Source organism: Salmonella sp. 741265073_HBA, assembly GCF_046569105.1.
GTDB classification, from domain to species: Bacteria; Pseudomonadota; Gammaproteobacteria; order Enterobacterales; family Enterobacteriaceae; genus Salmonella; species Salmonella enterica.
In genome coordinates this window covers 74,091-88,531 of sequence record NZ_JBKFRY010000017.1, presented here as the reverse complement: position 1 = coordinate 88,531, position 14,441 = coordinate 74,091, and the positions used below count along the sequence as shown (strand labels likewise).

General features: G+C 53.2%; 15 protein-coding genes, 1 tRNA gene and 2 pseudogenes. 14 read left to right on the top strand and 4 right to left on the bottom strand.

Annotated elements, in window-relative coordinates; all coding sequences use genetic code 11:
* The first annotated feature begins 70 nt into the window (after window positions 1-70).
* Window positions 71-146, top strand: a tRNA-Trp gene (locus tag ACLD3P_RS19495).
* A 101-nt stretch (window positions 147-247) separates the two neighbouring features.
* Here the strand turns inward: ACLD3P_RS19495 and hdfR are convergent.
* Window positions 248-1,096 (bottom strand): HTH-type transcriptional regulator HdfR, encoded by an 849-nt coding sequence (hdfR, locus tag ACLD3P_RS19490; protein ID WP_001541181.1) that lies wholly within the window; start codon window positions 1,094-1,096, stop codon window positions 248-250.
* Window positions 1,097-1,202: 106 nt separating this feature from the next.
* Between hdfR and maoP the strand changes: the two genes are divergently transcribed.
* Window positions 1,203-1,541 (top strand): macrodomain Ori organization protein MaoP, encoded by a 339-nt coding sequence (gene maoP / locus ACLD3P_RS19485; RefSeq protein ID WP_000840996.1) that lies wholly within the window; start codon window positions 1,203-1,205, stop codon window positions 1,539-1,541.
* Window positions 1,542-1,565: 24 nt separating this feature from the next.
* Here maoP and ACLD3P_RS19480 read toward each other — a convergent pair whose 3' ends face one another.
* On the bottom strand, window positions 1,566-3,086 hold the full coding sequence (locus ACLD3P_RS19480) for a YifB family Mg chelatase-like AAA ATPase (RefSeq protein ID WP_000050210.1): 1,521 nt from the start codon (window positions 3,084-3,086) through the stop codon (window positions 1,566-1,568).
* A gap of 351 nt (window positions 3,087-3,437) precedes the next feature.
* Between ACLD3P_RS19480 and ilvL the strand changes: the two genes are divergently transcribed.
* The 9 genes from ilvL to ACLD3P_RS19435 all read left to right on the top strand — a co-directional run bounded on the left by ilvL (window position 3,438) and on the right by ACLD3P_RS19435 (window position 11,025).
* The gene (gene ilvL / locus ACLD3P_RS19475) at window positions 3,438-3,536 is read left to right on the top strand and encodes an ilv operon leader peptide (RefSeq protein ID WP_001311244.1); all 99 of its coding nucleotides are present in this window, start codon (window positions 3,438-3,440) and stop codon (window positions 3,534-3,536) included.
* An 86-nt stretch (window positions 3,537-3,622) separates the two neighbouring features.
* On the top strand, window positions 3,623-3,673 hold the full coding sequence (ilvX, locus tag ACLD3P_RS19470) for a peptide IlvX (RefSeq protein ID WP_192930503.1): 51 nt from the start codon (window positions 3,623-3,625) through the stop codon (window positions 3,671-3,673).
* Window positions 3,674-3,675: 2 nt separating this feature from the next.
* Complete coding sequence (gene ilvG, locus ACLD3P_RS19465) at window positions 3,676-5,322, top strand: acetolactate synthase 2 catalytic subunit (RefSeq protein WP_134945188.1); 1,647 nt, start codon at window positions 3,676-3,678, stop codon at window positions 5,320-5,322.
* Window positions 5,319-5,582 (top strand): acetolactate synthase 2 small subunit, encoded by a 264-nt coding sequence (gene ilvM, locus ACLD3P_RS19460; protein WP_000983260.1) that lies wholly within the window; start codon window positions 5,319-5,321, stop codon window positions 5,580-5,582. Before ilvG ends, ilvM begins: the two co-directional genes overlap by 4 nt.
* A gap of 17 nt (window positions 5,583-5,599) precedes the next feature.
* Complete coding sequence (gene ilvE, locus ACLD3P_RS19455; RefSeq protein WP_000208528.1) at window positions 5,600-6,529, top strand: branched-chain-amino-acid transaminase; 930 nt, start codon at window positions 5,600-5,602, stop codon at window positions 6,527-6,529.
* A 160-nt stretch (window positions 6,530-6,689) separates the two neighbouring features.
* Entirely contained in the window at window positions 6,690-8,540 is a 1,851-nt protein-coding gene (gene ilvD, locus ACLD3P_RS19450; RefSeq protein ID WP_024797612.1) for a dihydroxy-acid dehydratase, read from the top strand.
* Window positions 8,541-8,542: 2 nt separating this feature from the next.
* A complete protein-coding gene (gene ilvA, locus ACLD3P_RS19445) occupies window positions 8,543-10,087 on the top strand; it encodes a threonine ammonia-lyase, biosynthetic (protein WP_001518457.1) in 1,545 nt (514 codons plus the stop codon).
* A 282-nt stretch (window positions 10,088-10,369) separates the two neighbouring features.
* On the top strand, window positions 10,370-10,687 hold the full coding sequence (locus ACLD3P_RS19440; RefSeq protein WP_115286722.1) for a type II toxin-antitoxin system RelE/ParE family toxin: 318 nt from the start codon (window positions 10,370-10,372) through the stop codon (window positions 10,685-10,687).
* Window positions 10,684-11,025, top strand: a complete 342-nt coding sequence (locus ACLD3P_RS19435; RefSeq protein WP_411006570.1) for a helix-turn-helix domain-containing protein — start codon at window positions 10,684-10,686, stop codon at window positions 11,023-11,025. The genes ACLD3P_RS19440 and ACLD3P_RS19435 overlap by 4 nt, the downstream gene beginning before the upstream one ends.
* Window positions 11,026-11,027: 2 nt before the next feature.
* Here the strand turns inward: ACLD3P_RS19435 and ilvY are convergent, their stop codons facing one another.
* Complete coding sequence (ilvY, locus tag ACLD3P_RS19430; protein WP_000365798.1) at window positions 11,028-11,915, bottom strand: HTH-type transcriptional activator IlvY; 888 nt, start codon at window positions 11,913-11,915, stop codon at window positions 11,028-11,030.
* 164 nt (window positions 11,916-12,079) lie between these two features.
* Between ilvY and ilvC the strand changes: the two genes are divergently transcribed.
* On the top strand, window positions 12,080-13,555 hold the full coding sequence (ilvC, locus tag ACLD3P_RS19425) for a ketol-acid reductoisomerase (protein ID WP_000024943.1): 1,476 nt from the start codon (window positions 12,080-12,082) through the stop codon (window positions 13,553-13,555).
* Between the two features lie 91 nt (window positions 13,556-13,646).
* On the opposite strand, the gene ppiC is transcribed toward ilvC, so the two are convergent.
* Complete coding sequence (gene ppiC, locus ACLD3P_RS19420) at window positions 13,647-13,928, bottom strand: peptidylprolyl isomerase PpiC (protein ID WP_001096806.1); 282 nt, start codon at window positions 13,926-13,928, stop codon at window positions 13,647-13,649.
* Window positions 13,929-14,121: 193 nt separating this feature from the next.
* Here ppiC and ACLD3P_RS19415 point away from each other — a divergent pair.
* Both ACLD3P_RS19415 and ACLD3P_RS19410 read left to right on the top strand, forming a co-directional pair.
* A pseudogene (locus tag ACLD3P_RS19415) lies at window positions 14,122-14,277 on the top strand (Crp/Fnr family transcriptional regulator); the annotation flags it as partial.
* Window positions 14,229-14,353 (top strand): annotated as a pseudogene (locus ACLD3P_RS19410) (nicotinamide riboside transporter PnuC); the annotation flags it as partial. The pseudogenes ACLD3P_RS19415 and ACLD3P_RS19410, both read left to right, overlap by 49 nt.
* Window positions 14,354-14,441: the final 88 nt, after the last annotated feature.

Here is a 14,441-nt window from a genome sequence, read left to right as displayed (position 1 = left end):
TTGGTTAGAATACCTGCCTGTCACGCAGGGGGTCGCGGGTTCGAGTCCCGTCCGTTCCGCCACCCTAATTAGGGGCGTAGTTCAATTGGTAGAGCACCGGTCTCCAAAACCGGGTGTTGGGAGTTCGAGTCTCTCCGCCCCTGCCAGAAATAATCCTTAGCATCTGCTAAGGATTTTTTTTTGCCTAAAATTACCTGATTACCTGGTCAGGTAATCGTAAGTTCCCTTCTTTTTCTTTTCATCATTTTCATTGTTCATCCAGCACATCCGTTTTTAACAGATCGCAGATCAGCGAGTATTTATCGCTGTTTTGCAGCCAAATGGCGTATAGCGGCCGTGAAAGCGTTGCGCTGTCGGCAACGGTATGTAATCCGCCCTTTTCATTTGCCCAGTTTACAGGAAGCCAGCTACAGCCATTTAATGCGCTAAGCTGCTGTCGGGCGAGTTCGGCTGAGCTGGTTGTTAATACCGGCACTTCATCTGCTGCGATCAGCCCGGTTTCATGCTGTTGGAAGTCTGGTCCCCACTCCAGCCGCAGATAATTGAGTTCTGATTTCTTACGGGCAGGGCTGCTGCAATATAACGCCAAAGTGAAGTGCCCTAACAGCTGACTGCTGAACTCATCCATTTTGGGCGCTTCGGTAGTAATGAGGAGATCAAGCTGGCGTTCATGAAGTTGCTTCACAAGCGATTGCCGTTGAGCGATTCTGGCTTCGAATTGCAGGCCGCTTTGCGGCTCCTGTAGTTGGTACAGTCGACCCAGCCAGGCGTTAAGCATACACTCCCATAAAGACGCGCTGGCGCCGATGGAAAACTCGTTATGACGTGAGGTATGCGCCACCTCTTTACGTGCCGCCTGCCACGTATTCATCAGCGTTTCCGCATACGGTAAAAGTTTTTCGCCAGCTGTGGTTAAACGGATATTGTTTCTGTGCCGCGTAAAAAGGTTTACGCCCAGTTGATTCTCCAGTTGCCTGATACGAAAGCTCACCGCGGATTGCGTCAGGTAAAGTGCTTCTGCGGCCCGCCCGAAATGGCGTGTCCGGCTAACTTCCAGGAAAGTTTTTAACAATTCCGTATCCACTGTGCTCTCCACAAAATTATTTGTCGTTATGATTTAAATGTTTTGTTTTACACTCTGTCAAGCGTAACTAATACTCCGCGCCATAAATAGCTCAGACAAAGAATTAGGAGCGTGCAGGATGGCGGAAAGCTTTACGACGACTAATCGATATTTTGACAATAAACATTATCCACGTGGATTCTCTCGTCACGGTGATTTCACGATTAAAGAGGCACAACTGCTTGAGCGTCATGGTCATGCCTTTAATGATCTGGATCTTGGCAAGCGTGAGCCTGTGACTGAAGAAGAGAAGCTGTTTGTAGCGGTATGCCGCGGTGAACGCGAGCCGGTAACGGATGCAGAACGCGTGTGGTCCAAGTATATGACGCGTATCAAGCGTCCAAAACGCTTCCACACCTTGTCTGGCGGCAAGCCGCAAGTTGAAGGCGCAGAAGACTACACCGAAGCTGATGATTAATAAAAAGGGCGTAATGCCCTTTTTTTACGCCAGCAGCTTTTGCAAATGAATTAACAACCTGTCTATCGCCCGATAGCTTACCGCCTCCTGCAAATGCTGGCGCGAGATCTGGTCAGCCAGTTCTATGTCGGCAATGGTTCTGGCCACTTTTAGTAAACGCTGCCAGGCGCGAATGGATAATCCAAGATGCACCAGCGTGTCTTCAAGCCAGCGAGCGTCATCGTGATGCAAAACACAATATTTTTGGATTTCGCGACCCTCCAGACGCGCGTTTAACTTCTTCTGGCGTCGGTACTGCCGTTCATGGGCGGCGATGACCCGCTTTTTTACCGTAGCGCTGCTCTCACCCTTTGAGGCGTGTTGGCTAAGAATCCCGGGCGGTGGAAGCGGTATCTCAAGCGAAAGGTCAAAACGATCAAGAAACGGGCCTGACAACCGATTAAGGTAACGTAGTGTCTGTTCTGGCGTGCAGCGATTATGGTTTCCCTGATAATGTCCGGTCGGGCTGGGATTCATTGCGGCGATTAACTGGAACCTGGCAGGATACGTTATTTTCGCTCTGGTACGGGATAAATGAATTTGACCGGATTCTATAGGTTCACGTAGCGCATCCAGTGTGCGTCGTTCAAATTCAGGCAATTCATCAAGGAACAAAATTCCGTTGTGCGCCAGCGATATCTCTCCCGGTGCGGGTATTGCGCCGCCGCCGACCATAGCAGTAAGTGAGGCGCTATGATGAGGTGAGCGAAAGGGACGTTGCTGCCATCGTTTTTGTACCGTATCGGCATTAACCAGACTGAGGATCGCGGCGCTTTCCAACGCCTCTTCATTGCTTAATGGTGGAAGAATCCCGCTTAGTCGACTGGCCAGCATGGTTTTACCCGTACCCGGCGGGCCGATCAATAGCAGATTATGTCCCCCTGCCGCTGTAATCTCCAGGCCGCGTTTACCCTGCTCCTGACCGATCACATCGCGAAGATCGGCAGTTGCGGTAGGCGATGCCATATCCTGAGCTAAAGGTCTTTCCAGGGCGTGTTTCCCTTCCAGAAAGGCGCAGACGGTTTGTAGATGATCGGCGATAAAACATCCTTCTTTGCTGATAAGCCCAACCTCCGCCGCGTTCTCTGTTGCGACGATAATATTTCTGCCGGCCTTGATGGCTTCCGTTGCACTTGATATTGCGCCAGGAACGCCGCGTAATGCGCCTGTAAGCGCTAACTCACCCACCAGCTCATATGCCTCAAGATTCGACGCTGTAAGCTGCTCAGACGCGGCCAGAAGCGCAACAGCAATAGGCAGGTCATACCTTCCGCCCTCTTTCGGTAGATCGGCTGGAGCAAGGTTAATGGTTATTTTTTTAGCCGGAAATTCATATCCGCTATTAATAATCGCACTACGTACCCGGTCACGCGCCTCTTTTACCGTGGTTTCCGGTAGGCCAACCATGGTTAGTCCCGGTAATCCATTACTGATATGCACCTCTATAGTGATAGGCGGCGCATTGACGCCAAGTGCGGCGCGGGTATGAACAATCGCCAGTGACATAATCCCTCCTGTTACGTGGATTATGCGGAATAGAAGAGAAAATCGAATTACTGACTTTTTGTTTTTTAGCGGCCGCTTCCTGAATTTTGGCGTCATTTTCAGGCAAGAAACATCAAACTGGAAGAACGCTCGCAGAAGCGAAAAGAAGGAAAACAGGGTGTAGAGTGCGCCAAAAGGGGGAGGAAAACGTGAAAATTTTTCAGTTGCTAATTTTTCTTATAAAAAACAAAGCCCTTGTAGGCATTCACCTGCATTATCTGAAACGTGGTTAAAAAAATATCTTGTGCTATTGGCAAAACCTATGGTAACTCTTTAGGTATTCCTTCGAACAAGATGCAAGAATAGACAAAAATGACAGCCCTTCTACGAGTGATTAGCCTGGTCGTGATTAGCGTGGTGGTGATTATTATCCCACCGTGCGGGGCTGCACTTGGACGAGGAAAGGCTTAGAAATCAAGCCTTAACGAACTAAGACCCCCGCACCGAAAGGTCCGGGGGTTTTTTTTGGCCTGAAAAACTTAAGCGAGGAGCAGAGCGTGAATAACAGCATAAAATTCTGTTTCTCAAGATTTACGACGGGGATGTAACTATGAACGGGGCACAGTGGGTGGTACATGCTTTGCGAGCGCAGGGGGTGAAAACCGTATTTGGTTATCCTGGTGGCGCAATTATGCCGGTTTACGACGCGTTGTATGACGGTGGTGTGGAGCATTTGTTGTGCCGACACGAGCAGGGTGCCGCAATGGCGGCAATCGGTTATGCCCGTTCTACCGGCAAAACCGGTGTTTGTATCGCCACTTCCGGCCCTGGTGCCACTAACCTGATCACTGGCCTGGCGGATGCGTTGTTAGATTCGGTCCCCGTCGTCGCGATCACGGGTCAGGTTTCCGCCCCGTTCATCGGCACCGATGCGTTCCAGGAGGTGGATGTGTTAGGCCTGTCGCTGGCTTGTACCAAACACAGCTTCCTGGTGCAGTCGCTGGCAGAGTTGCCGCGCATCATGGCGGAGGCTTTTGAAGTCGCCAACGCTGGCCGTCCTGGCCCGGTTCTGGTGGATATCCCGAAAGATATCCAGTTAGCCAGCGGAGCGCTGGAGCCCTGGTTCACTACCGTTGCTAACGAAGCGACATTCTCGCAGGCTGATGTGGAACAGGCGCGCCAGATGCTGGAACAGGCGAAAAAACCCATGCTGTACGTCGGCGGTGGTGTTGGTATGGCGCAGGCGGTTCCGGCGCTGCGTAAATTTATCGCGGTAACGCAAATGCCAGTTACCTGCACGCTGAAAGGGCTGGGGGCTGTTGAAGCTGATTATCCGTACTATCTGGGCATGCTGGGAATGCACGGTACTAAAGCGGCTAATTTCGCGGTGCAAGAGTGTGATTTACTGATCGCAGTGGGTGCACGTTTTGATGACCGGGTGACCGGTAAGCTGAATACGTTTGCGCCGAACGCCAGCGTAATCCATATGGATATCGACCCGGCGGAAATGAACAAACTGCGTCAGGCACACGTCGCGTTGCAGGGAGATTTAAATTCGCTGTTGCCGGCATTACAGCAACCGCTGAAGATCGACGCATGGCGTCAGTCCTGTGCAGAGCTGCGCGCAGAACACGCCTGGCGCTATGACCATCCTGGCGAGACTATCTATGCGCCGTTGTTGTTGAAGCAATTGTCGGAACGCAAACCCGCAGACAGCGTGGTGACGACGGATGTGGGGCAGCATCAGATGTGGTCAGCCCAGCATATGACTTACACCCGCCCGGAGAACTTCATCACCTCCAGCGGTCTGGGGACGATGGGATTCGGCTTACCGGCGGCCGTTGGCGCACAGGTAGCGCGACCGAATGATACCGTTATCTGTATCTCCGGTGACGGCTCCTTCATGATGAATGTTCAGGAGTTGGGCACCGTAAAACGCAAGCAGTTACCGTTGAAGATAGTCTTACTCGACAACCAGCGGTTAGGGATGGTTCGACAATGGCAGCAACTGTTTTTCCAGGAGCGATATAGCGAAACCACCCTGACCGATAACCCCGATTTCCTCATGCTGGCCAGCGCCTTCGGCATTCCAGGCCAGCACATTACTCGTAAAGACCAGGTTGAAGCGGCACTTGACACTATGTTGGCAAGCGAAGGGCCGTACCTGCTTCACGTCTCAATCGACGAACTTGAAAATGTCTGGCCGTTGGTGCCGCCTGGCGCCAGTAACTCTGAAATGCTGGAGAAATTATCATGATGCAACATCAGGTCAATGTATCGGCACGCTTTAATCCAGAAACCTTAGAACGTGTTTTACGCGTGGTACGCCATCGTGGTTTTCAGGTGTGCTCCATGAATATGGAAGCCGCGACCGATGCGCAGAATATAAATATTGAATTGACCGTTGCCAGTCCCCGGTCGGTCGACTTACTGTTTAGTCAGTTAAGTAAACTGGTAGATGTTGCGCATGTCGCAATCTGCCAGAGCGCTGCCACATCACAACAAATCCGCGCCTGAGCGCAAAAGGAAGAAAAATGACGACGAAAAAAGCTGATTACATTTGGTTCAATGGCGAGATGGTGCGCTGGGAAGACGCGAAGGTTCACGTAATGTCTCACGCGCTGCACTACGGTACGTCGGTATTTGAAGGGATTCGGTGCTACGACTCTCACAAAGGCCCGGTAGTGTTTCGTCATCGTGAACATATGCAGCGCCTGCGCGACTCAGCAAAAATTTATCGTTTTCCGGTTTCCCAGAGCATTGATGAGCTGATGGAAGCCTGCCGCGACGTAATTCGTAAAAATAATCTGACCAGCGCCTATATCCGTCCGTTGGTATTTGTCGGCGATGTCGGTATGGGCGTTAACCCGCCCCCGGGATACACCACTGACGTCATCATCGCCGCGTTCCCGTGGGGGGCATACCTGGGCGCCGAAGCGCTGGATCAGGGGATCGATGCGATGGTTTCTTCCTGGAATCGCGCTGCGCCGAACACCATTCCAACCGCCGCGAAAGCGGGCGGTAACTATCTTTCCTCACTGCTGGTGGGTAGCGAAGCGCGCCGCCACGGCTATCAGGAAGGCATCGCCCTGGATGTAAACGGCTATATCTCCGAAGGCGCAGGCGAAAACCTGTTTGAGGTAAAAGATGGCGTGCTGTTTACTCCGCCGTTTACCTCTTCCGCGCTGCCAGGCATTACTCGCGACGCGATCATCAAACTGGCGAAAGAGCTGGGTATTGAAGTGCGCGAGCAGGTGCTGTCCCGTGAATCGCTGTATCTGGCCGACGAAGTGTTTATGTCCGGAACCGCGGCAGAAATTACTCCGGTACGCAGCGTTGATGGTATCCAGGTAGGTGAAGGCCGTTGCGGCCCTGTTACCAAGCGTATTCAACAAGCCTTCTTTGGTCTCTTCACTGGAGAAACCGAGGATAAATGGGGCTGGTTGGATCCGGTAAATTCATAATAAATAAAATTAATATTTTCCCAAAATAATTTGCGTCACAGGAAGGCGGCAACGCAGCGAATCCCCAGGAGCTTACTGTAGTAAGTGACTGGGGTGAGTGAGGCAGCCAACGCACCTGTGGCGTGAAGTATGAAGGGAAAAGATGGGGAGTAAATAAAGCATGCCTAAGTACCGTTCCGCCACCACCACCCATGGTCGTAATATGGCGGGTGCCCGCGCGCTGTGGCGCGCCACCGGAATGACCGACAGTGATTTTGGCAAACCGATTATCGCCGTGGTGAACTCATTCACTCAGTTTGTGCCGGGTCACGTTCATCTGCGCGATCTCGGTAAGCTGGTCGCCGAACAGATTGAAGCTTCCGGCGGTGTGGCGAAAGAGTTCAACACTATTGCCGTGGATGACGGGATCGCCATGGGGCACGGGGGTATGCTCTATTCACTGCCGTCGCGCGAGCTGATCGCCGACTCCGTGGAGTACATGGTGAACGCTCACTGCGCTGACGCGATGGTGTGTATCTCCAACTGCGACAAAATCACCCCAGGGATGCTCATGGCCTCGCTGCGCCTGAATATTCCGGTGATCTTTGTTTCCGGCGGACCGATGGAAGCCGGGAAAACCAAACTGTCCGATCAGATCATCAAGCTCGATCTGGTTGATGCCATGATTCAGGGCGCGGACCCGAAAGTCTCTGACGATCAAAGTAACCAGGTTGAACGCTCCGCCTGTCCAACCTGCGGCTCCTGCTCCGGCATGTTTACCGCTAACTCCATGAATTGCCTGACCGAAGCGCTGGGCCTGTCGCAGCCGGGCAACGGTTCGCTGCTGGCGACCCATGCTGACCGGAAGCAGTTGTTCCTCAATGCCGGTAAGCGGATTGTTGAACTGACTAAACGCTATTACGAGCAGGATGACGAAAGCGCACTGCCACGAAGCATTGCCAACAAGGCGGCGTTTGAGAATGCGATGACGCTGGATATTGCGATGGGCGGTTCGACCAATACCGTTCTGCATCTACTGGCGGCGGCGCAAGAAGCGGAAATCGACTTCACCATGAGTGATATCGACAAGCTGTCCCGCAAGGTGCCGCAGTTGTGTAAAGTGGCGCCAAGTACCCAGAAATACCATATGGAAGACGTTCACCGTGCCGGCGGTGTGCTGGGCATTTTAGGCGAGCTGGATCGCGCCGGGCTGCTGAACCGCAACGTGAAAAACGTATTAGGCCTGACGCTGCCACAAACGCTGGAACAGTACGACATCACGATTACGCAGGACGAAGCGGTTAAAAAAATGTTCCGTGCTGGCCCTGCCGGTATCCGTACTACCCAGGCGTTCTCGCAGGATTGTCGCTGGGATTCGCTGGATGACGACCGCGCAGCGGGTTGCATCCGCTCGCTGGAATATGCCTATAGCAAAGACGGCGGTCTGGCGGTGCTGTATGGCAACTTCGCCGAAAACGGCTGCATTGTGAAAACCGCAGGCGTGGATGACAGCATCCTTAAATTTACCGGCCCGGCTAAAGTGTATGAAAGCCAGGACGACGCGGTAGAGGCGATTCTCGGCGGCAAAGTAGTGGAAGGCGATGTAGTCGTTATCCGCTACGAAGGGCCGAAAGGCGGGCCGGGAATGCAGGAAATGCTCTATCCGACCAGTTTCCTGAAGTCGATGGGGCTGGGCAAAGCCTGCGCGCTCATCACTGATGGGCGTTTCTCCGGCGGTACTTCGGGTCTTTCCATCGGCCACGTCTCGCCGGAAGCGGCCAGCGGCGGCACTATTGCGTTGATTGAAGATGGCGACACTATTGCGATTGATATCCCGAACCGCAGCATTCAGTTGCAGTTGAGCGAGGCTGAAATCGCCGCACGCCGCGAGGCGCAAGAAGCTCGTGGCGACAAAGCCTGGACGCCGAAAAATCGTCAGCGTCAGGTTTCGTTTGCCCTGCGTGCCTACGCCAGCCTGGCGACCAGCGCCGATAAAGGCGCGGTGCGCGATAAATCGAAACTGGGAGGTTGATGATGGCGGAATCTCAACCTCTGTCAGTCGCGCCGGAAGGGGCGGAGTATCTGCGCGCGGTGCTACGCGCGCCAGTATACGAAGCGGCACAGGTGACGCCGCTGCAAAAAATGGAAAAGCTCTCGTCACGTCTGGACAACGTTATTCTCGTCAAACGCGAAGACCGGCAGCCGGTACATAGCTTTAAGCTGCGCGGCGCTTACGCGATGATGGCCGGATTGACCGAAGAACAAAAAGCCCACGGCGTGATTACCGCGTCGGCGGGGAACCATGCACAGGGCGTGGCGTTCTCCTCCGCACGGCTTGGCGTGAAGTCTCTGATCGTCATGCCAAAAGCAACGGCGGATATTAAAGTCGATGCGGTACGCGGTTTTGGCGGCGAAGTGCTGTTGCACGGCGCTAATTTTGATGAAGCGAAAGCGAAAGCTATTGAACTGGCGCAGCAGCAGGGTTTTACCTGGGTGCCGCCGTTTGATCACCCAATGGTGATCGCCGGGCAGGGCACGCTGGCGCTGGAGCTGCTTCAGCAGGATTCGCATCTCGATCGTGTCTTTGTGCCGGTTGGTGGTGGCGGCCTGGCGGCGGGCGTAGCGGTACTGATCAAACAATTGATGCCGCAAATCAAAGTGATTGCCGTCGAAGCGGAGGATTCCGCCTGCCTGAAAGCGGCGTTGGAAGCAGGTCATCCAGTGGATCTCCCGCGCGTTGGGTTATTTGCTGAAGGCGTGGCGGTAAAACGCATCGGCGACGAAACCTTCCGCCTGTGCCAGGAATATCTCGACGACATTATTACAGTCGATAGCGACGCTATCTGCGCGGCGATGAAAGATCTGTTTGAAGATGTGCGTGCGGTGGCGGAGCCGTCCGGCGCGCTGGCGCTGGCGGGGATGAAAAAATATATCGCCCAGCACAATATTCGCGGCGAACGCCTGGCGCACGTCCTTTCCGGCGCCAACGTCAACTTCCACGGCTTGCGCTATGTGTCTGAACGCTGCGAGCTGGGGGAACAGCGCGAAGCGCTACTGGCGGTGACCATTCCGGAAGAAAAAGGGAGCTTCCTCAAATTCTGCCAGTTGCTTGGCGGGCGTATGGTCACCGAATTTAACTACCGTTTTGCCGACGCGAAAAATGCCTGTATTTTTGTCGGCGTCCGCGTCAGTCAGGGGCTGGAGGAGCGAAAAGAGATTATCACCCAACTGTGCGACGGCGGTTATAGCGTAGTGGATCTCTCCGACGATGAAATGGCGAAGCTGCATGTGCGCTATATGGTCGGCGGACGCCCCTCCAAGCCATTACAGGAGCGTTTGTATAGTTTCGAATTTCCGGAGTCGCCCGGTGCGTTGCTCAAATTCCTGCATACGCTTGGCACGCACTGGAATATTTCGTTATTCCATTACCGCAGCCACGGTACCGATTATGGCCGCGTGCTGGCGGCGTTCGAGTTAGGCGATCATGAGCCGGATTTCGAAACCCGGCTGCATGAGCTGGGCTATGAATGCCATGATGAGAGCAATAACCCGGCGTTCCGGTTCTTTCTGGCGGGTTAATTCAGCGTTTAGTTTTTCAGGCCCACAAAGTAAAGTGGGCCTGATATCCAGATATGATCTTCCCTCAGTTATTGGGCTTTTCTGCCAGTCCGGAGCATCCACTCATTTAATTTTGCGAGACGTTTTCCAGAAGGCGCCCAATCTGCTTGTGGTGAAACTCGGCTCACCATATCGTTAGCACCGCCATCACTCGCACCTGTTAAAAACAATGTATAAAATTTTATACACAAGGATGTTATGTTACTCACCCGAGCTCTCTCCAATGAAAAAGAAATTCGATGAGTGGGATCTTCTCTGGAGGATCTCCTGGCTTTTCCCATAACGGTACGTAAAGCAGTCGGTTATCAGCTTCATAAAATTCAATATGGAATTGAACCGGATGACTGGAAACCGTTTTCAGAAATTGGGACTGGGGTAAATGAAATTCGGATTCGTGACAACAATGGTATCTATCGCGTTATGTATGTCGCTAAGTTTGAAGAAGCACTCTACGTTTTGCATAGTTTCCAAAAACAGACGCAACAAACCAGTCAGCACGATAAAAACATCGCCAGAACGCGTTATAACCGGCTGGTGCAACAACGGAGAAACAGCTTGTGATTGCCAAAACTGATAGTGATATTCGCCATGTGACGCCATCTGGCGGTAATGTTTTTGCTGATTTGGGGTTTCATAAGCAGGACGCAGAAAAGTTTTACGCTGATTCCCTGAGTGAAATCGAAAACACGTTAGCCATTAAAGAACAGCTCATGGAAGAAATTACCCTCTGGATTACGCGAAACCAGATGAAGCAAGCCGAGGTTGCTACAGTTTTGCATATATCCCGACCGCGCGTTTCTGATGTCGTCAACAAGAAATGCAGCAAATTCACCATTGATGCTCTGGTGAATATACTTAGCCGTATTGGGAAGCCTGTTCGGGTAATGGTAGGACCGTAAAACTAATTCGGTAAAATCTTCCAGAACGCATCAATTAGCGGCTCATGCAGCCGCTTTTTTTGCGCGCAGACGCCCAGTTCAAACGGCGTTTTTTCGTCGCTGCGCTCTAAAATCATCACCCGATTGCGCACTGGTTCCGGGCTGTTTTCCAGCACCACTTCCGGCAGCAGCGCCACGCCGCAGCCCAGCGCCACCATTGAGACCATCGCTTCATGACCGCCGACGGTGGCGTAAATCTGCGGATTGCTGATTTTATGGCGGCGAAACCACAGCTCAATGCGGCGGCGTACCGGCCCCTGATCGGCCATGATAAACGGCACCGTCGACCAGTCGGGCTTATCAACCGAAACCTGATTACGCACCGGGCAGGGCAGCGCCGGGGCGATCAGCACCACCGCCAGATTTTCCAGCATCGAAAACGCCACCGCGCCGGGCAGCGTTTCTGGTTTGCCGGCGATTGCCAGGTCCGCTTCTCCCGTTACCACCTTTTCCATCGCATCGGCAGCGTCTCCGGTCGTCAATTTGATTTCAACAGAAGGGTGTTCGGCGCGAAAACGGTCGAGGATCGGCGGCAGATGACTGTATGCCGCGGTCACCGAGCAGAAAATATGCAGTTCGCCGGAAAGGGACGGCCCCTGCTGATCGAGGGTATGGCGCAACTGCTGATATTGCAAAAGTGTCTGTTGGGCAAACACTCGCAGCTCTTCACCCGCTTCGGTCAGCGTGACCGTGCGGTTATCACGCACAAACAGCGGCTGGCCGAGATCTTCTTCCAGCCGCTGGATCTGCCGGGAGAGCGTGGAGGGGCTGACGTGCATCGCCCGCGCGCTGCGGCCAAAGTGGCGGCTTTCCGCCAGATGCAGGAAGGTTTTTAGATCGCGTAAATCCACAGACAGACCTCCGGTTTTTGACGTTGCATAAACCGCAACATAACGTTGTGAATATATCAATTTCCGCAATAAATTTCCTGTTGTAATGTGGGTTCATTCACACAGATAGCAATCTGTAAACCGAACAATAAGCGCGACAACACAACATCACGGAGTACACCATCATGGCTAACTACTTTAATACACTGAATCTGCGCCAGCAGCTGGCGCAGCTGGGTAAATGTCGCTTTATGGGCCGCGACGAATTCGCCGATGGCGCGAGCTACCTGCAGGGTAAAAAAGTGGTCATCGTCGGCTGTGGCGCTCAGGGGCTGAACCAGGGCCTGAACATGCGTGACTCCGGTCTGGATATTTCCTACGCCCTGCGTAAAGAAGCCATTGCTGAGAAGCGTGCTTCCTGGCGTAAAGCGACCGAAAACGGCTTCAAAGTGGGTACCTACGAAGAGCTGATCCCGCAGGCGGACCTGGTGGTTAATCTTACTCCAGACAAACAGCACTCCGACGTGGTGCGTTCTGTACAGCCGCTGATGAAAGACGGCGCGGCGCTGGGCTACTCCCACGGCTTCAACATCGTGGAAGTGGGCGAGCAGATCCGTAAAGACATCACCGTGGTGATGGTAGCGCCGAAATGCCCGGGTACCGAAGTGCGTGAAGAGTACAAACGTGGTTTCGGCGTGCCGACGCTGATCGCCGTTCACCCGGAAAACGATCCGAAAGGCGAAGGTATGGCGATTGCGAAAGCCTGGGCGGCGGCCACCGGCGGTCACCGTGCGGGCGTACTGGAATCTTCTTTCGTGGCGGAAGTGAAATCCGACCTGATGGGCGAGCAGACCATTCTGTGCGGTATGTTGCAGGCCGGTTCTCTGCTGTGCTTCGACAAGCTGGTGGCAGAAGGCACCGACCCGGCATACGCGGAAAAACTGATTCAGTTCGGCTGGGAAACCATCACCGAAGCGCTGAAGCAGGGCGGCATCACTCTGATGATGGACCGTCTGTCTAACCCGGCGAAACTGCGTGCTTACGCGCTGTCTGAGCAATTGAAAGAGATCATGGCGCCGCTGTTCCAGAAACACATGGATGACATCATCTCCGGCGAATTCTCTTCCGGCATGATGGCTGACTGGGCTAACGACGATAAGAAACTGCTGACCTGGCGTGAAGAGACCGGTAAAACCGCGTTCGAAACCGCGCCGCAGTTTGAAGGTAAAATCGGCGAGCAGGAGTACTTCGATAAAGGCGTGCTGATGATTGCGATGGTGAAAGCGGGCGTTGAGCTGGCGTTCGAAACCATGGTCGATTCCGGCATCATCGAAGAGTCCGCTTACTACGAATCACTGCACGAGCTGCCGCTGATCGCCAACACCATCGCCCGTAAGCGCTTGTATGAAATGAACGTGGTTATTTCCGATACCGCAGAATACGGTAACTACCTGTTCTCTTACGCTTGCGTACCGCTGCTGAAACCGTTTATGGCGGAATTGCAACCGGGCGATCTGGGTAGTGCTATCCCGGAAGGCGCGGTAGACAACGCACAGCTTCGCGACGTGAACGACGCGATTCGTAGTCATGCGATTGAGCAGGTAGGTAAGAAACTGCGCGGCTATATGACGGATATGAAGCGTATTGCGGTAGCGGGTTGATATACCTTGTCGGGTGGCGCTAGCGCTTACCCGACCTACAAAATCAAGCAGACGATGTAGGCCGGGTAAGGCGTAGCCGCTACCCGGCTTTTTATTTGCGATACAATACTTTAATGATGTGGTAACCGAACTGAGTATGCAGCGGGCCGGTTGGCTCCAGTACCGGGCAGGAAAAGACTACTTTATCGAATGCCGGAACCATCTGGCCCTGACGAAATTCGCCTAAATGACCGCCTTTTTTACCGGATGGGCAGATAGAATGCTTCTTCGCCAGCTTCTCAAAATCGCCGCCGTTTTTAATTTGCTCCAGAAGATCTAAAGCCAGTTTCTCTTCTTTTACAAGGATATGCAGTGCTGCTGCCATTTTTGCCATTATTGTGTTCTCACGTCGCAAAGATTGGCCGTCACTTTATCACTCCTTAGGCCGTCAGACATATACTCTTCGCCATTGCAGGACAGATGTCCCGCCTGATTTAATGAACCGGGAGATAAGCGGCATTTTTAGCGGGCGTATTTCGGATGTGCGGGACGGCGGTCCTGTCCTTTCTGACAAGGGGCGAGATACCATGAACATAATGAAAAACGCAGAATTTCCAGACGACTGGCTTTTAGGGCTACGCCAGGTCGTACGCGACCCAGTGCTCTATGAATTACTCAAATACTGCCCGTTGGAAATCATGCAGTACAGGGCGTTTATGCGATGTCGCTTGAGTATGTTCTGCTGACGGGGGTTCTTACAGTTGGATCAAGAGCGCACAGCGTAATGGCTATACGCCGCTTGCCGCCAGAGCCTGCTGATTGACCTTTTCCAGGCTGCCTGAAAAAGCAGCCTGGTCTTCTCTGGGCCTCGCTTTCTGCTACAATCCCTCCCCCGTTCGAAGATTGA